This is a genomic window from Agarilytica rhodophyticola (assembly GCF_002157225.2).
GTDB classification, from domain to species: Bacteria; Pseudomonadota; Gammaproteobacteria; order Pseudomonadales; family Cellvibrionaceae; genus Agarilytica; species Agarilytica rhodophyticola.
Window position 1 is genome coordinate 4,408,839 of the sequence record NZ_CP020038.1, and the last position, 18,065, is coordinate 4,426,903.

Here is an 18,065-nt window from a genome sequence, read left to right on the forward strand (position 1 = left end):
CCTGCAAATAAGGACTCTTATTAAAGGCAGACTCTGGTTTAATTACAGCGGTGTATCACCTGTAAGATTAAAATTTCTTGCTAAACACACTTTTTCTTCACTCATGCCAAATAAAGCCAGTTCGGGTTGTGAGACTACCATTTTTCCATCGCTTATTGTCATTATATCATCAGTGTTTTGAATTAAAAAATATATTAATACTGCGCGATTTTTGGCAGGCACAGTTAAGTCAAATTGGTTTTGAGTTTGCCTATCATTGTCGAACTGACCTTTATCTATATCATTAGCATTTAGTGTGTGGGATCGGTCATCATGGGTTACTGTGGTCTTTTTAACATTACTGAAAGAACTGTCGAGTACCACAAAATGGTCAGTGATATTATGACGTACATCATCTGATGGAATAATTGCTACATCGTAGCTGCTATTACCCCAGGCATCAACTTTCACCGGTATAGTAATACTCTGCGAAGTAGGATTTTCAAATAAAACTAAATGGCGGGCATAATCAAAACCTTTGGCAATGTAAATTTTACGCAACACTCTTAGGTTACCCGTCGATATATTTTCACTTACTACCTCACAGGCCTCTTCGAAAAAACTTCCTGCATTTGGGCTAAAATTGCTACTTTTACCACTTAAAGAAGAACTAGAGAAATTAGTATAGAGTTGCCATTGGTAACTCAAGAAATTATTTAACTCTATTCTATCGAAATCAGATGGTATACTTGAAATATTATTACTATCATTATTAGCATCTGAATCATTATTGTGGATTTCCATATCGCAATAAGCACCGTTACGATTATAATTTTTTAACCCTGACGTGGTCATATAGAGGATAGCTTCATCTGCATGTGCTAAATTAACATCGTCGCTATTTTTTAATAACGAATTATTGTTTGTATTAGCCCCTTGCAAGCTTTTGATATTGCTGTCATTATTCTGCGCGCACTTATTTACATTAAAGTAATCAAAACCTCTGCAATCTAATATAAAATCATCAGATAAATCGTCGCTATCGCTAGATTTACTATCAACACTTTCACTGAAGACAAGTTCTTCGTTATCGTTCTCCCTGTCTAACATAAAACTTATCATGCACTCCCACTCCTTTATTATCATGCTTTCGAGATATGTAACCTTTAATGTATTAACTTTATATAACTTTGTATTTTTCTAAATAAGGTAGCGCGATCGGGTAAACAACGGCATAATGGCGCTACCTATCCACCTAAAATACCAATAAATACGTAAACAATACAATCCGCATCGGATACACTATAATTACACTCTTATAAGTTATGTTTAGGTATCCTACCTGCGAAATTCTAATTAATATGTATTCCTCATTTTCATCGCATCAAAAATACCTATTAACTACTTCAATTCATAGTTGAAAATTTTTTTAGCACTTTCTTAGTTTGACCTTAAAAATAAAATTGTATAATAAAAAATTTCCAGAGTTTTCTATGCACAAAATCTTATTCATGTTCTTTATTAAGCATATCCTATACTTATCATCCAAACATAGGCCTTTTATAAAAACAAAAGTTAGCAGACTGCACAGGAGATAATAAGAATATTTTTTATTTAAGAAACTTATCTGTCATTTTTAATATTTAATTACCACACCCACAAGACGACCCACATAGTTCTTTAATACCATATACTATACGAAAATAGAAAAATTAAGCTGAATAACACATATCAACTAATACTATCTATGCAAATAATTGACTAGCTATAAAACCATGTTATACAGACACACCGTAACCCTGCAAGAAAATAAACCTGTATTTATACTTTTAATTTTCAGAATAAAATTACAACAAAAATTCCAAGCAACAATTAATTACTTGCTAAAATTAAATCGTAAGAGAAGTGAGAAACACAGCCTCGATGGCGAGAGAAAGCATTTGAAAGCTCCATTATCATATTCATTCCTATAATACTCCTAGTAAATTACCAACAATCATTAACTACACTGATTACTTTGATATAGTCCCATTTTCATCCTGTCGAGAATTTTAACACAAGTTTTGATTAAATATATGATTTTGGGTGCCACTATAGCAAGATCCTGGCAAATTTTTCTCAATTAAAAATCAAAATATTCTACTAATTAATTTAAAATTTCTTCAACATGTCTCTATGAAGATCAGAATAGCAGTGGTTAATTTTCTTAGATAGAGAAGAACCAATTATCTTTATCCCCTAATTAAAACCGAGTTAAATTAAAAGCCGTCATTATTTCCCAATAGTGAATATTACTCTATTGTTTCACTTTCTCCTGCTACTTTTTATATTCTTCCATTACTACTTAAATTTAATTTCTCGAAAATTTTGATATAGTCTGTTGGCGATAATACTAGTAAAAACAATACATTAAAAAAAGACTTAACAGGAGGAGATAGCGACAAATTTTAGCAACCGCCACACCCAAAAAATGAATATCGCGACAATCGTCCGATATTTCCCCATCATATCGAAGATCTAACTAATAAATTTTGTCCGTATATTAAAAAAAAGTATTGTATTTTTTAAAAACAAATACTTGCAAAAACAAACGTTTGAAAATAGTATGCACAAGCTGCCTACCTTAAATTTAAATTAATTAATACACATAAAAAGAAAAGCCTTCAGTAATCGCATTTTTATAGGATTAGAAAATTTTAAGGAGAGAACGATATCAAACAATCAATTCATGCCTACCTAGTTTGATTGAGCGGGTAACCCTACAATAACCACGAAAGCCCGACTTTATCTTAACTAAGAGTCATTGCATTAATTTTGCTTCCTTATTTTCTTAAAAAATGGTTATAGCATATCGATGAGTTAAATAAGAATATAAAGACACCAAATAAAACAATAGATAATTCGTTAAGAAAACATGCATCAAAACTAAAGACATTAAAAGCACTAACATTGACACAGACAATCCATATAAAAATCGACCTTCGACACATTGACATTATATTTAGTATTCAACAATAAGAGAATGAAAAATAAAACACCCAATTATAAAGAGTTACAAACACCCTATACAGAAGAGAGCCGAATTAATCAAAATATTGGTTTTGCTTTAAGATGGGTGTATAAAAACCAAGGCTGGAAAGGTAATTCCATTTGCAAAAGAATACACGGCTATAAGGAGAAAACATGGGATTCTTATGCACAAGCAGGTTACACGAAAAAAAGAGCTGTTCACGCTGTAGCAGCTTTTTGTTGGCTATCTCAGGTATCTATGTCTAAGCTATATCATGGCCCACGTTTATGGCAAGGATTTGACCAAGAACTTATCAAGGTTAAAACTTATAGTAGCGCATTAACAACAGATCAATTCGATAGCCTTATCAGGCTATTTAGGGATAGAATAAAATTCGTAACAGAAGATAATGAAAAAAAGGTTGAAGATCTTATAAAAGAACTACAGAAATATTCTGATAGTGATTTTCTAATACCAAGGCCACTGGACTTAGAGTTATTCAAACAAGACTACTACAATTCAATTAGCTATAAATTAAAAGAGCTTCGCATAGAAAAAGAACTTAGTATCGAATTTATGGCATACACTTTAGGTGTAAGTGTTAGTAAATATATTTCTTTTGAGTCTCCAGATAAATTGACATACATACCACTAAATCTTGCAATACGCCTCAAGTTAGGGTTACATTACAACGACACTTATGAGTTGCTTGGCCGAATGGATAAATTTAAGGGGTTTTATCAGTCTAGGCATGTACAAAAGTTGCGTTCATCTTTGCTTTCACTACTATTACAAAACCTACCACTATCAGAAAAATTAGTTTTTTGTGAACTAGCAAAAAATATCATGGATTTTCATTTTAATTGACCTCTTATTATACGCCCAAAAATGATTAAATTATTTCGTTATAAGAACTTTAAACTATTTTTTATTTTTCGCATGATTAATATATTTTTACCATCAAAATAATAAACTGTACTTAACGAATATTTTTTATAGATAACGTATTTTTAATTTTTCTCTAATACTAAATACTAGGTTTTACTTACAAGTCTATTTAAGACACAAAATTGAGTTGACCAATTTAACTTTACCTTAATTTCTCACCTTCTCTTTCCTGAGCACAACATCGGACTGAATGAATAACAGATAGGCAGAATGGTATTTATTAAATCAATACATTATTTAACATATATTTAGCTTGAAAATCAGGCATAACATCTAATAATAAAATTAACCGATATTTAAGTGCTATTTTTTGTATATATTTAGGCACTATATTTAGACTCTGCAGTTAAAGAATGTACTGTCACCTCAATCATATTTTTTTATGTATTGAAAAAACTTTCACTTTAAGGTTTGCTAAGAAAATAATTGCAGGAATGAAAAATATCAAGAACTAAAAGTCAATTATCTTTAGCATTAAAAACAACAACACTCTAATTACTTACAATAACGCGCCAACTATTTATTACTCTTTTATAGACATGAGATATTATTATAGACATGAGATATTTTTTTCAATTATGTTTCGCTTGTCGATGTTCGACGACCATAAAAATAAACTACCTAATGAGGTTAAATAACATATGAACCATTTAAAAAAAATGTTATCTCTTTGTGCATTAATTCCAGCCGTAGCAATGATGGCTCCACAAGCGATGGCATCAAATGGTAGTGTCACGTATGTCTGTGAAGAAGTTGCTGAGGTTGATCCGTTCTTACGTCTCACCGTGACTTTCGATGTAAATGACATAATGGATATTCGTGCAAGGCAAACCAATACTCGACTGAAAGTTGAAGAAGTAGAAAGAACAAGTCAATCTTCCCAAATTGTTCTGGAGGATGAAGGAGACAACTGGATCGCTCAATCATTTAGATATAGAGCCGGCAATGATGGCGTTGGCCGTTTTGTAAGCTTTTATTCTCGCAACCCACTTGGAGATTTAGCAAAAAATATGACAATTGTGGTGGATGGAAATGTAGAACTCAACGAAGAAAAAATTGTTAGTTGGGGTAATAACAGAAGAGTTACCAATATACTGTGGGCATCATGCCAACAACAATAATGCCTAATTAAAAAACAAATAAAATATTATACTAGAGGCTATTCACTCTAGATGAATAGCCTCTTTTGGCAAGAATTTTTGCTTAGTAAGATGAGATAGCCATCGTTTAATTCGTCTACACAAGTTAATGCCAGCTTCGCTATATGGGCAATATAGTCAGTTATTCTGGTCTGCATCCAGAGTCTCACTGGATATTACTCATTAATTAAAATGCTTATTTTTGGTGACTAGCCTTTTTTAGTGCCGGTAGGTAAGATTAAATTAGTGGGAGCAAATACAGGCTTGAATTTGCGCTCTACTTATAGAATAGATAGTAAGAAGTATTCATGTATAGTTCTATACAAAAACCCAAATATATCGATGATAGTAGTATCTATCGCTCTACTTATTCTTTTTAGTCTCACAATTAAATTGCTCAAGAAAACTAACAGACTCTTTTTTGGGGAAGTGATTACATATATTCTTTATAATTTTCACAATATATGCCAGAGTTATATAACTGATAACAAAGCTATGTTAACAGTTCTTTAAAGAGTGTCTATAGATGTTCACAAGCAACAGAATCAATTACTGTATTTTCATCTTTTAGAGTATCAGGGCATTCGTCCCATTCATTGAAGATACCATCACCATCAATATCTCTTTCACTGATAGAGTACCCGGAAGAATCAACCTCATCTCCTATTGGAGTCATAATACAGCTATCATTAGCGTCGACAAAACTATCATTATCCGAATCCGTTTGTATAGCAGCACAACCGTTGCGATCAACAATGCTGTCTGCAGGGGAGTTGCTACAAGTATCGTAAGTATCGACAACACCATCACCATCAGAATCAAAGCTCGAAGGCGTATGATATAAACCGTAAACAGTGTATGCCATATTTGTATTCCCTATGACCCCTCCTGCAGGGCGCCCGACAAAAACACGAAAGAATGCGCTATCATCATTATTGGCTACAGCCCAAGACCATTCCGTTGAAAACACGGGAAAACGGGTATCTCTATTAATCGCCGACGATAAAACAATAAAAATCCAGTATTTTCCAGCACCTAAAAGGACTTTTGAACGAGATCTTAATCCATATTTAGTAATATCGCCATTAACGCCTAGTTGACTATCTAAAACCACTAGTTCACCAGATATTTTAGCTAACTCGAAATCCAGGGACAATATTCTCTGGCAAGGTTTCACCAGACAAAGAGACTTCGATTATCTCTGAGTCTTTCTCTAAAACAAAGCTATCATAGGCTTGTGGCCCTTGAGAACCATAACGAAACTGATGAGAATCAATAGATCTTGTTCCAAAATATCCGGGGGTTTCAAAATTCTCAACCAATGGAAACTCCGCTGAGCTTAAAGCACTTAACATTACCAACAAAAAGAAACAAGAAACAAGCTTTAAAAAGCGCATAAATATTTCTTTAACATTAAATCAAAAAATAATACGTTGAGGCCAAAAAGATGATGGCGAAAAAATGATAGCAATTACGCACAATCACAACAATCAACCTCAATATTAATAATTGGAGCTAATAATTGACAAATAGAATTTTTAAAAAATCATGTAATTAGAAAAAAGAAATCAGATTTACTTAACTCCAAACATACATGTAGATTCTCCATAAAAAAATAAACCAATAAAGACTATCATTTACGACAAATAAAAAAAAGCGCCGCAAATGAATTAAGTAATATAAGCTGCGTGACTACAAGCGTTGAGAATTGTGGACTCTTAAAAAAATTAAGTAAAAAATCACCAATAATTTTGACTGAAAGCAAATTTCAATTGTTTTTTTCCGAGAGGTAATGCCACAAAAAACATCATACTGACATCAAACTTAGAGTAATAAAATTACTTTTGATTTTCTTCACAACAGTAAAAAACCACTAGTATTGAATCAATTACTCTTTTTCAAGAGTAATATTTTTACTATTACTAACAAGCTTTAATTTCCAATCTTGCATAGGTGTTCCTTCTAAATCGAGGTAGCTTGCCATAAAATACAATCTTTTTGTCGCCAGGCCATCGGGAGCATCAGTAAATCGTTGTTTTAACCAATAAGGGGGAATAGCTTGATAATATAATGTTGCTCGAACGCTTAGATTTCCTGAGTTTTCTGGTAAAGTTACATCATATACCAAGCTGTCTTTACCTTTAAAATTTGGCCCTTGATCCATATAATCTGGATCATCACCTGTAGCATGAGGATCGGTGGCTTGGAAAAATTCATAAAGTACTTCACCATCCTTTTTAAAATAATTAGCAGCTCGCCAACCATCAGGTAGTAAACGGTTGTCCTTAATACTAAACACTCGATGAATAAAGCTAGTAGTAAATTCATGTTGTGCATTCTGTGTCAGCTCCTCATATATTTGTACTTGATCTTGTTGCGAAATTTTTTGGTAATGAGGCTGGAACGAATCACGATTGGGTAAAAACTCTGTTTTCAAAGGTTGGCCATCACCATCTAGAATCACTCCTACACTATTAGTTTTTCCAGAAACCCAAATTTCTCGATCACCATCTAATACTGTAAATTCAATAAAGGCGCGTCTGAACGCTACCCCGCTTGGAAATCTATGCCCTGCTAAATTTTTCACCTCAACTGTAGCATTCACTTTGCTTCTATTGAAACTATTTATCTTAAGGTCAATGGTGACGGACTCTTGTTGTGCTTGCCTTATCATATTCTCTATTGCAGTATCTACACCATTGTCGGCACTGGTCATATAGTCATTTTTATCAACACCTAAGATTTGAGGAAATTGATCAAACATTTCTAATAGAAATACATTTAGCCCGACATGCTCATGGCGTCTATAATTACTTCGAAGTGGAATATTAATATCGTGATTAGGCAACCGATTATCGGCCTCAGGAAAGTTCACATCTTGAATTGCTGCAATTTGAGTTGTTATCTGTTTTATAGACACACTTTTATCTAAAGTTTCAAAACCTCCAGGCATATGACAATCCTGGCAGCTCTTAAATCGAGAATTCTTGCCGCCATTATTGTTTGCAAAGGCGCTATTTTGCCATTCTAAAAAAGTCGCTTGTTCTGTAGAGTGAGGGTAGTCCTTAAAAACGGGATTAGTCTCAGATGCTGTCAGTATTGGAAATTCATCTGTTTTGGCACCAATATTAGGCAAATTAATCGTGTGGCAGGTACCACAAAGTTGTGAATCGGAAATAAAATCATGGAATACCGGTTTTACCCCTAAAGTGTGTTGCATAGGTTTTTCTGCAACCTCTTTAAATGGGCCAAAGAATTCATCATTAGGGCCTTGTACATAGCGGCCTGTGTTGTTATGGAACAACATGTAGGCCAAATTTTTATCTGTATTAGCATTTATCCATTGATAAGGTGGCGTCCACTGTTCGATAGCTTTTGCACTGGGGCTATCGATGTGATGGCATATGGCGCAACTAACGCCTTCGCGAGCGAGCTGACCGTATTTTATGTAACGTTCATGTTTTTGCTTTTTCTCTCGTTTCGATAGACGCTCTTTAAGATAGAAATACTCCACTTTGAAATTAGCATCAAGAGTCGGGTCATTGGCGGCGTCGATTGATAACTGGCGCTGGCCCATTGCACCATGGCAACTTAAACAAGTATTAGTAACTGCATACTGAGTCTCGCTTAATGAGGCTTTGAGAGGCGAAGGTATACGTCTCTCATCCAACGCTAAAAGTGCCATTTCACTTTCTAATTGCGCATGAAAAATAGGATCTCTACCCGCTACTCCCATTGGAGACCAGCGCCACTCGCCATATTCAGATAAATTGTATCCATCTCCATAATTCGGGCCAGTTTTTACAAACATAGTAACCCCATAAGGCTCCCCTCCTAGTCCGCCATGACAACCTAAACAGTTATCAGAAGTCATAAATGCTTGAGCCTTGTGTGACTGGGGTAATACTTGATCCATCCACTGGGACGGAAAAACTGCTACATCTTTTTCTTTTTGTAATTTGACCTGGGTGAAAGTCGTGAGGAAGGCTTGATTTGGAGTTTGGAGTGCTTCTTTCTTACTAATACTCTGCTGTTTATTAGCTGCCATATGTTGCCCATTCATTTTAGCTTCTTTTGAGTGGGCGGAGTTATAAGGCAACAAGCTATCTGGCAAAATAAAATGTTGCTTTACGTAAGGGTCATCTTTTACAAGACTCAAAGGAAATTGCGAAAAATGAGAACTTGTGCGCCAAGAAGTATCAACAAGAAACCGTAACGGCTCCTCATCGGTGGAGAAACCTAAAATATTTTTCAGATCGCTGAATGTCGATTGATGCGAGGCGGAAGCATGACAACGCAAGCATGGAGCACCAAACTCGGAAGCGGGCGGGCTTTGCAGTGTATCTAGCTGACGCTTAATCGCAGCTCTAATAGACTCATTTTCTTTTGGTGCTCCGGGATTTGCCCAGAACCAACCGTCTTTTGACGCGGTTTTATCTCGTACCATAACTGTCCACGAGAAAACCATGCTGTCGATAAAATCATTATAGTCTTGTGGATTTTTATATTTTGGATTGTGTGCCATATCTTGATAGAAAACTGCGGGAGGCATAAACATTTCTTTAACTATGATACTGCCATCAGGTAATTCACCTTCGCGATTGTTCTCTAACCAAGCAATGACCTCTGGTGAATAGAAAATACGTACGGCCGGATGTGTACCATAATATACGCTATTAATAAATGGCCCGGTATCTCGCACAGTCTTGTCTCTGCGCCAATTCAGTTTTTTGTATTGCCTGGTCATTAACCATCTATACAATTTTTTTTCATAATCTTGAATGGGTATCGAACTAGGTGCTGGTAAACTTGCGCCCCCAGGATAGTGCGAATCGTTCGCATTTACAGAGTTCATAATAAAGAGAAGCGAAAGACATATAACAGGATAAATAAGTCGATACATATCACTGTACTCCACTCATATTATAGTTTAACGCTATATGCGTAAAGTTGAGCACGCAGCAGCTATCTCACCCCAAGCATAGACCACTGGATATGTTTTTTTGCTTTTTTCGTATAACGAATCACTATACCCTAGCTAGCTTATATATAGCTTTTAATTATCTTCTAAAAAATAATGTAACACTATGTACAGGATTTAGAGGTTAGGAAAATTTCAAAAATATCTACTTGTTTTTCCATTTATTTGTATCAAGCAAATCAGTTAAATTATTAAGTTAACAAAAATATATCTCTTACTGATACAAAACACCTTTAAAAATTCAAAGACATTCCGGTCTTAAAAATTAGCAGTTCATAGGCTATTTCTTGTTGTAATCCCTGTAATACAATAAAGAATATAGCTTAACGGTAAATTAAATTATGATTTCATCTTCAAAATAATGATGCATATATAAACTCAACATAAATTAAATATATGAATTTAACTTAAATACAAAAAATAATTTAAAATATACCTTAGCTAACAAAAAGCATTTTTATCTGTCAGCCTATACAATAACACCCTGGATTGGTCATACCAAAAAAAATTAATGTCTTTAAAAATATTAATATTTTTGAAAAAAGAAGGTAGAATTAGCGGGCGCTATTGCTGTGATAACCATGCTTTGGGCTGATTACTTTTTAAACCCAAGGCAGATTGGGCTTAAAAGATTAGGTTTAATAAAAGACAGAAGACAATAGTAAGGAAAAGTAAAATAGTGAAGGAAAAGGATTAATAGAGTAAGAGCCAACTTGATATAAAGCTAATCATGTGGCTAAAAATAACAACCAAGTCGAGATTTAAGAAAACTTAATAACGACAATAGTGATAAATGATAATATAGGAAGGTATACAAAGACCTAGAAAAGAAAAGCATGGGAAAAAGACTATGTATCACCTATGGGTATGTTACACAAAATAATACTCAATCGTGTATAACTTAACCATGTATAAAAGTGCGACGCTTTTCTCACATTTCTAAGAACTCAAGCATTGTACTTGCTCACTAAAGCACTATATAAAAGCATTATACAAAACTACCGTATAAATGTTCTAGGCTTGGTGAAGCAAGATGTTATATTATCTATGAACATAAACAGCATCTTCTTATTGTTAACTAAATACAATATCACACTGAGGACACTTTACTTCTATTATGTTAAGTAACAAAATCATCCCAATAAGGGATCAGATAGCAGAACAGATCCGATCTGATATAATTGCAGGCGACCTTGCTCCTACCACAAAACTCAATGAACAGGCTCTCGCCGATAGGTTTGGCGTCTCGCGAGGCCCTATCAGAGACGTTCTATTACAACTGACTAAAGAGGGCCTGCTGGTATCGAAAAGCAACTGCGGAGTATCAGTTAACAGCACTTTGTCGCCAGATTTACAAGATCTTATGATCGATATGCGCATTAGAATCGAAACTTATGCCATTAAACAGGTCATTGGGAAACTCAGTGAAGACGACTTTGAAAATCTTGAACAAATTCTCCATAGACTTGCTAAATCATTTAAAAATGAAGATTTTACCGAGGTAACTAAATTAGATATCGCCTTCCACCAGTACATTGTGCAACAGGCTGGAGGTGATGAGTTGACCAACCTTTGGTACCCTATCGTCATGAGAATGCATATGAACTATAAGCGCTTAGGTTCAGCTAAAGCATGTGTTAACGAACATCAAGCCATTATAGATGCCTTGAAGAAAAAGGAATTGCGTAAAGCAACCGCAGCACTCAAAGAAAATATTAAGTAGCCAGTATTCATGGCTACTTAACCTTCAAATATAAGCTTTCTCAAATTGTAACCATTTACCCATACAGCAATTAAAATTCTTTCAAGTAGACCGTTTTCTTCTCTAAATACTGTTCGATGCCATAGCGGCCATCTTCGCCGCCAAATCCACTCATTTTCCAGCCATTGTGAAAGCCTTGGTGCTGTTCCCCCATGCCTCGGTTCACATAGATCTCACCAACTTCTATATCATTGATACATTGCTGGATATCCGCGTGTCTACGAGTAAATACGTAAGCACTAAGCCCAAATTGGCTATCATTTGCATATTCAATAGCTTGTTCCAGGCTGTCTATCTTTATAACAGGCAAAACCGGGCCGAACGTCTCTCGGTGCACTAAAATATTACTCTGTTTTACATTAGTTAACACCGTTGGTTGGTACCAAAAGCCTTTTTCAAAATCTGTAACTAAAGCTGTTTTACCTCCTGTCGCTATTTCTGCTCCCTGATTTACAGATTCTTTAACAAGTGTATCTATGTTATCAATTTCTAGCTGATTAATTTTAGGGCCCATTTGGGATAATATATCCATGGGGTCGCCTATTTTTATCCCTTTAACTTTAGGTAAAAAGTCAGCCATGAAATCATCGTAAATACTTTCATGTAAATACAGGCGCTCAACACAAGTACAAACTTGTCCACAATTACTAAACCTACCCCACAGGGCAGCTTCAACAGCATCGGTAATATTTGCATCATCCATGACAATCATCGGTGCCTTTCCGCCAAGTTCCAACATCACAGGTGTCATGTGCTTTGCGCTTGCTTGATAGATTTTTGTACCGGCCTCAGTACTACCTGTCATTGTGATCATTTTAGTCATCGGACTTTCACACAAAGCTTTACCAACAATATCGCCTCGACCATTGAGAAGGTTGAGTACTCCAGCGGGAATACCTGCAAGGTTGGCAATCTCTCCTAATTCCATAGTCGTTAGAGGCGTCTCCTCTGTAGGTTTTAGCACCAGAGAATTACCTGTTATTAATGCTGGCCCAATTTTTCTACCGGCTAATGCCAAAGGAAAGTTCCAAGCTGTAATCGCAACTACAACGCCCCTCGGCACTTTGTGTATATATATTTTTTCTTCGGGGTTATCAGAAGGCAGAATATCGCCCTCAATTTGCAACGCATGATCACAAGCATATTCAATAAATGTCGACGTAGCTTCGACTTCCATGCGAGCAACAGAAATTAATTTACCCTGTTCCATCACCAATGATTCGGCCAAACGTTCGGTATTCTCGCGGATCAGCTTGGCAAAATTGCGTAAAACACTAGCCCGTTCACGAGCAGGCACTTTAGCCCAATACTTTTGAGCATGAGTTGCTGAGTTTAAGGCTATATCTACATCTTGCTGACAACCTTCGGGTACCTCACCTAACTTGTCACCACTACTAGGGTTAAATACATCGACGGCGTTTTCTGAAGTGGATGATATGTATTCACCATTGATAAAATGTACATTATTTTTGAACAACATCTTTCATCTCCCCATCCAACCACCATCTACTAATAAAATCGCGCCATTCACATAGTCTGCTGCCGAAGACGACAGAAATACAGCTGGCCCCATAAAATCTTTGGGCTCGCCCCAACGTCCCTGAGGGATACGATTCAGTATTGCCTGAGATCTCTGAACATCATCGCGCAATGCTTCAGTATTGTCAGTAGCAATATATCCTGGCGCAATGCCATTAACGTTAATACCGTGACCAGCCCACTCATTAGAGAGCGCCATAACTAGTTGCGCGATACCACCCTTGCTCGCAGCATAACCAGGTACGGTAATACCACCTTGATAACTAAGTAAAGATGCAGTAAATATTATCTTACCTTGCTTACGGCTCAACATTCTTTTGCCAATTTCACGGCTTAAAATAAATTGCGCATTCAGATTAACTTCCATTACTTTATCCCAATATTCATCACTATGCTCAGCGACGGGAGCGCGCAAAATGGTGCCAGCATTATTTACAAGAATATCAATACGTTGGTGATCCGCATTAACTTGGTGAATAAACTTATAAAGTGTATCTCGCTCAGAGAAGTCAGCTTGGTATGCAAAGAACTTTCTCCCTAAGGCATTCACCTCCTTTTCAAGCTCGGAATCAAATAGCTCAAGACTGGCAGAAACGCCTATGATATCCGCCCCAGCTTGTGCCAATCCCAAGGCCATGGCCTTGCCTATACCACGCTTACAGCCAGTAACTAATGCTAGTTTTCCTGTCAAATCGAATAAGGTCATCACGCTTTCTCCCCAGCACAACGCACAATAGCTTTCATACTTTCTGGATTATTGTCCATCGAAGCAAAAGCCGCTTCAATATTCCTAAGAGACGAAATTGAAGTAATAAATGAAGATAAATGTATTTTCCCGGAAGCAACCAGTTCAATCGCAGTATCGAAGTCACTCCTTTCGTATACACGAGCGCCAACTAGCTCTAACTCCTTCCAAAAGAATTTAAATAAATCGACCTTAGGTTTATCCGGATGAATAGCCACAAGACAAATACGCCCTCGAACAGCTGCAATTTCTGTCATAACATCAACCGCCGCCTGGGCTCCGGAAACTTCAAATACAACGTCAGCACCTTTGCCATGACTCCATACATCGACTTCATTTTTAAGATCTGATGCAAGCGGATCTACCGTCAAAATTTGATGGTTTGCAGCGAATCTTCTTCTGCTTGCATTAACTTCCGATAACATTACCTCAGCTCCGATGGCTTTGGCCATTAACGCCACCAATTGACCAATCGGCCCTCCTCCAATGACTACAGCTTTTTCACCTGCTGCTAATCTTGCACGAATAACATCATGACAGGCCACTGCTAGAGGCTCAATTAGTGCACCTTCTTGTAAAGAAATAGCACTAGGTAGTTTATGCAAAGTTCGAGCTTTAACTGTCCAATAATTTTGAAAAGCGCCTGGAGAGTCAATACCCATAAATTTTAGATTATGGCAAATATGAGAGTGCCCCTGCTCACATGCGGGGCAACTGCCACAATAATCGAGTGGTCGTACAACCACTCTGTCTCCCACATCAAACCCCTTAACACTTTCTCCTACCTGTACAATTGTACCTGACATTTCGTGACCAATAATTTGCGGAGGGCCGACTCTTTGATCCATTACACCATGATAAATATGCATATCTGTTCCGCAAATACCCACAAAACCAACTTGAATAGTTACTTCGTCTTGCTCGGGAGAGGTTTTCTCCCCTTCAACTAAAGAAAACTTCCTTTCTCCAACATATTTAGCCGCAAACATATTCACTCTCTTATTTTTTTAATACAAGGTGCTGATTTAACAGATCAGGATCAAATGTGACTCCAGTGCCAATAGAATTGGGGGCTAATGCCCTCCCATTTTCAAGCTGTATCGGCTGTGTGGTGTACTTGTCTATTGGGAAAGAATGTACCTCCAAAAAGCCAGCATGAGGCTGAGATGCCATCAAAGAAACATGTAATTCGTGCATTCCATGGCTACATATGGATAAATTATTTGCATAAGCCAGATTGGCAATATTTAACCAGCCGGTAATTCCGCCTATATTTGATGCATCTGGCTGTAGAAATCCGAGCTTGGAGTAGTTGATGGCATGAGTAAATTCATGAATAGTATGGAGGTTTTCTCCCATTGCCAGTGGGATAGCAATAGCTTGAGCAATCCTTCCATAACCTTCGAAATCATCGGGAATAGTAGGCTCTTCAAACCAAGCAATATCGTATTTTTCAATCTTTTTACCAAAACGAATAGCATGCTCAACTCCCATAGAATAATTCGCATCTACCATAAATGTTCTTTCATCTCCAATTAAGTCTCGCACTGCGGCAACTCGAGTTACATCCTCTTTGTAGTTTTCTTTACCAACTTTAATTTTAACAGCTTCAAACCCAGCATCTAAATAACCTGAAATATTGGTCAACAATTTTTCCTGAGAAAAATTTAGATCGATACCCCCGGCGTAACAGAGAACACTGCTAGCTGCACCGCCCGCTATACGCCAAAGCGGTAAGCATGCTCGCTGGCAACGAATATCCCACAAGGCAATGTCAATCGCTGATTGAGCAAAACTAACTAATCCCCCACGCCCTATGTAATGTAACTTCCAATTAATGTCTTCCCAAATAGCCCTAATATTAGAACTATCTTTGCCAATTAAATGATCTTTTAACTCATCTTGTAAAAGAGAATAAATAGCCTTGCCTCCACAGCCACCTGTATAGGTATAACCGACTCCTTCTATATCATCAGAACAAATAATCCGACATATAATGAGTTCAAAGTGCGTATGGACGCCATGCTTTGCATCAGCCAAAGCTTCAGCTAGAGGAACCTGATAATATTCAACTTGCATTGCTTTTATCGTTGAATAATGAAAAAAGCTACTACTTTTAGTATTTACATCTTGCAGCATAAAAATCCCATTTGCAATTTTATCAAATTGTAAATTGTTTACAATTTGATATCAATAATATTTATCTAGTCCACCCAAGTAAACGTGCCAAACTAGCTGAGTGTGCGAGGCGTTTTTAGCTTATCATGGCTTGCCAACATGACTTCTATTTCTTCGATACTCTTATTTTTTGTTTCAGGAAGAAAAATAAAAAGTAAGAACAGCCCTATTAAGGCAGCAATGCAATAAAATAAAAATATATTTGCAGCCCCCAAGTTATTCAGTTGCCAAGGAAAAAACTGTTGAATACAAAAACTTAATATACTACTAATTAAAGCAAAAAAAGGTATAGCAATACCGCGTATACGAGTGGGCACTATCTCAGAAAAAACGACCCACATGATCGGACCTACTGAAAAATGAAAAGAACCAATAAATCCTAAGATACCAAACATGACAGCATTAACATTCATACTTACCGCAGTTTTAATAAACTCGCTCTCATAGTTTCTAGCCAGCTCATCGCCCAAAACATTATTCATAGCGGCTTTAAATTCGATATCACTATGAAATGTCATATCAATCAAATGATCAAATGAGTAATTAGCAAATACTGGACTAGAAAGTAAACTGTCTGCTTCTCTCAAACTAAGTCTGTATGTTGCATTATCAAAAGACCAAAAGCATAGAAATAAAAATGCAGCAGACGACGATAAACCAATAATAACCAATGGCCGCCTACCGACTTTATCGATTAATAATATTGCCAGAAAGGTAAATACAATACTTACTAAACCGATGGTTAAGGTCTGTAGAAAAGCTGCATTGGTACCAATACCAGTTTGTTCAAATACCATAGGCGCGTAAAATAAAATAGCATTGATACCTGTGACAGGCTGCACAATAGCAAAAACAATACCTACAATAAGTGCTGTTCTTACTTTGGAATCAAACAAGCTTCTGAATTGTTGATGAAAATTCTCATTTAGATTCTGCATTGCCGGTGCACTAGAGAGAATATCCGTCAATGTTGGCTGAATATTATCAATAGGCATTAGCTTAGCCATAACCCGTTTAGCCTCATCGATCCGTCTTTGACTAATTAACCAACGAGGGCTCTCAGGAAGCGTTAAAATAAGAAGAAACCACAAAGCGGCCGGTAAGACTTCTACGCCAAGCATCAGCCTCCAAATATTACTAGCTAAAGATGAACTGGGCTCAATAAGATTTACTAGGAAATAATTAGAAAAATACGCTGACGACAAGCCAACAACAATAACTATCTGATTCATTGCCACCAGCTTCCCACGCATCTGAGGCGGTGCTATTTCACCAATATACATAGAAGAAAGGGACAACGACGTAAAAGCAAGCCCGCCTAAGAATCGAGCAAAAACAAGAAATTCATAGTTTGGCGCCAACATGGAAGCGATGGCCGACGCGAGATAAATGAGGGATATAATAAGTAATGTTTTTTTTCTACCCAAACGGTTACAGAGTGGGCCTGTTGCAAGTAATGCAAATATGACTCCAAAGCCTGGAGCACTCACTACAGTACCCAACTGAATATCGCTCAAACTGAACTGCTGGGTAATATACTTAATAGTACCAGAAATAAGTGCCGCGTCTAACCCAAAAATAAAACCGCCAAAGGCAGCTATAATCGCAAAGCGGAGTGCTGTTCGAGAATATACATCCATAGAAGACTACCGAATTAATATTATTATTGTACTACTGTTATATTCCACTGAAGACTTAATAGTAACAGCACTCAATATTGTTAACAATTTACAACTCAAAACAAAAAGAGAGTTTGAGCGCCAAACAAAGCCGTTGAGCCGTCG

12 protein-coding genes are annotated in these 18,065 nt (G+C 36.6%); 3 read left to right on the forward strand and 9 right to left on the reverse strand.

Going from position 1 to position 18,065, the window contains the following annotated elements; genetic code table 11:
- Positions 1–42 precede the first annotated feature (42 nt).
- On the reverse strand, positions 43–1,101 hold the full coding sequence (locus tag BVC89_RS18465; RefSeq protein ID WP_086932611.1) for a hypothetical protein: 1,059 nt from the start codon (positions 1,099–1,101) through the stop codon (positions 43–45).
- Between the two features lie 1,900 nt (positions 1,102–3,001).
- On the opposite strand from BVC89_RS18465, the gene BVC89_RS18470 reads away from it, so the two are divergent.
- On the forward strand, positions 3,002–3,856 hold the full coding sequence (locus tag BVC89_RS18470; RefSeq protein ID WP_086932612.1) for a helix-turn-helix transcriptional regulator: 855 nt from the start codon (positions 3,002–3,004) through the stop codon (positions 3,854–3,856).
- A 722-nt stretch (positions 3,857–4,578) separates the two neighbouring features.
- Positions 4,579–5,058 carry a hypothetical protein gene (locus tag BVC89_RS18475; protein WP_086932613.1) on the forward strand — a complete coding sequence of 160 codons (480 nt, stop codon included), beginning with the start codon at positions 4,579–4,581 and terminating at the stop codon, positions 5,056–5,058.
- A 538-nt stretch (positions 5,059–5,596) separates the two neighbouring features.
- Here the strand turns inward: BVC89_RS18475 and BVC89_RS18480 are convergent.
- From BVC89_RS18480 to BVC89_RS18490, 3 genes are all read right to left on the reverse strand, one after another.
- Entirely contained in the window at positions 5,597–6,190 is a 594-nt protein-coding gene (locus BVC89_RS18480; RefSeq protein ID WP_086932614.1) for a thrombospondin type 3 repeat-containing protein, read from the reverse strand.
- 16 nt (positions 6,191–6,206) lie between these two features.
- Positions 6,207–6,473, reverse strand: a complete 267-nt coding sequence (locus BVC89_RS18485) for a hypothetical protein (RefSeq protein WP_086932615.1) — start codon at positions 6,471–6,473, stop codon at positions 6,207–6,209.
- Positions 6,474–6,964: 491 nt separating this feature from the next.
- On the reverse strand, positions 6,965–9,823 hold the full coding sequence (locus tag BVC89_RS18490; protein WP_216825005.1) for a hypothetical protein: 2,859 nt from the start codon (positions 9,821–9,823) through the stop codon (positions 6,965–6,967).
- Between the two features lie 1,351 nt (positions 9,824–11,174).
- On the opposite strand from BVC89_RS18490, the gene BVC89_RS18495 reads away from it, so the two are divergent.
- Entirely contained in the window at positions 11,175–11,780 is a 606-nt protein-coding gene (locus BVC89_RS18495; protein WP_086932617.1) for a GntR family transcriptional regulator, read from the forward strand.
- A 70-nt stretch (positions 11,781–11,850) separates the two neighbouring features.
- Here the strand turns inward: BVC89_RS18495 and aldA are convergent, their stop codons facing one another.
- The 5 genes from aldA to BVC89_RS18520 all read right to left on the reverse strand — a co-directional run bounded on the left by aldA (position 11,851) and on the right by BVC89_RS18520 (position 17,921).
- Positions 11,851–13,299, reverse strand: coding sequence for an aldehyde dehydrogenase (gene aldA, locus BVC89_RS18500; protein ID WP_086932618.1), 1,449 nt, complete (start codon positions 13,297–13,299; stop codon positions 11,851–11,853).
- Between the two features lie 3 nt (positions 13,300–13,302).
- Positions 13,303–14,064, reverse strand: a complete 762-nt coding sequence (locus tag BVC89_RS18505; protein WP_425428319.1) for an SDR family NAD(P)-dependent oxidoreductase — start codon at positions 14,062–14,064, stop codon at positions 13,303–13,305.
- A complete protein-coding gene (locus BVC89_RS18510; protein ID WP_086932620.1) occupies positions 14,064–15,092 on the reverse strand; it encodes a zinc-dependent alcohol dehydrogenase in 1,029 nt (342 codons plus the stop codon). The genes BVC89_RS18505 and BVC89_RS18510 overlap by 1 nt, the downstream gene beginning before the upstream one ends.
- A 10-nt stretch (positions 15,093–15,102) precedes the next feature.
- Positions 15,103–16,242: a mandelate racemase/muconate lactonizing enzyme family protein gene (locus tag BVC89_RS18515; RefSeq protein ID WP_086932621.1), complete on the reverse strand. Its 1,140-nt coding sequence runs from the start codon at positions 16,240–16,242 to the stop codon at positions 15,103–15,105.
- Between the two features lie 92 nt (positions 16,243–16,334).
- Positions 16,335–17,921 carry a sugar porter family MFS transporter gene (locus tag BVC89_RS18520; protein WP_086932622.1) on the reverse strand — a complete coding sequence of 529 codons (1,587 nt, stop codon included), beginning with the start codon at positions 17,919–17,921 and terminating at the stop codon, positions 16,335–16,337.
- Positions 17,922–18,065: the final 144 nt, after the last annotated feature.

Coding starts and splice junctions, on each gene's coding strand:
- BVC89_RS18495 (WP_086932617.1), top strand. CDS start 11,175: ATGTTAAGTAACAAAATCATCCCAATAAGGGATCAGATAGCAGAACAG.
- BVC89_RS18470 (WP_086932612.1), top strand. CDS start 3,002: ATGAAAAATAAAACACCCAATTATAAAGAGTTACAAACACCCTATACA.
- aldA (WP_086932618.1), bottom strand. CDS start 13,299: ATGTTGTTCAAAAATAATGTACATTTTATCAATGGTGAATACATATCA.
- BVC89_RS18475 (WP_086932613.1), top strand. CDS start 4,579: ATGAACCATTTAAAAAAAATGTTATCTCTTTGTGCATTAATTCCAGCC.
- BVC89_RS18490 (WP_216825005.1), bottom strand. CDS start 9,823: ATGACCAGGCAATACAAAAAACTGAATTGGCGCAGAGACAAGACTGTG.
- BVC89_RS18465 (WP_086932611.1), bottom strand. CDS start 1,101: ATGATAAGTTTTATGTTAGACAGGGAGAACGATAACGAAGAACTTGTC.
- BVC89_RS18520 (WP_086932622.1), bottom strand. CDS start 17,921: ATGGATGTATATTCTCGAACAGCACTCCGCTTTGCGATTATAGCTGCC.
- BVC89_RS18510 (WP_086932620.1), bottom strand. CDS start 15,092: ATGTTTGCGGCTAAATATGTTGGAGAAAGGAAGTTTTCTTTAGTTGAA.
- BVC89_RS18505 (WP_425428319.1), bottom strand. CDS start 14,064: ATGACCTTATTCGATTTGACAGGAAAACTAGCATTAGTTACTGGCTGT.
- BVC89_RS18485 (WP_086932615.1), bottom strand. CDS start 6,473: ATGCGCTTTTTAAAGCTTGTTTCTTGTTTCTTTTTGTTGGTAATGTTA.
- BVC89_RS18515 (WP_086932621.1), bottom strand. CDS start 16,242: ATGCTGCAAGATGTAAATACTAAAAGTAGTAGCTTTTTTCATTATTCA.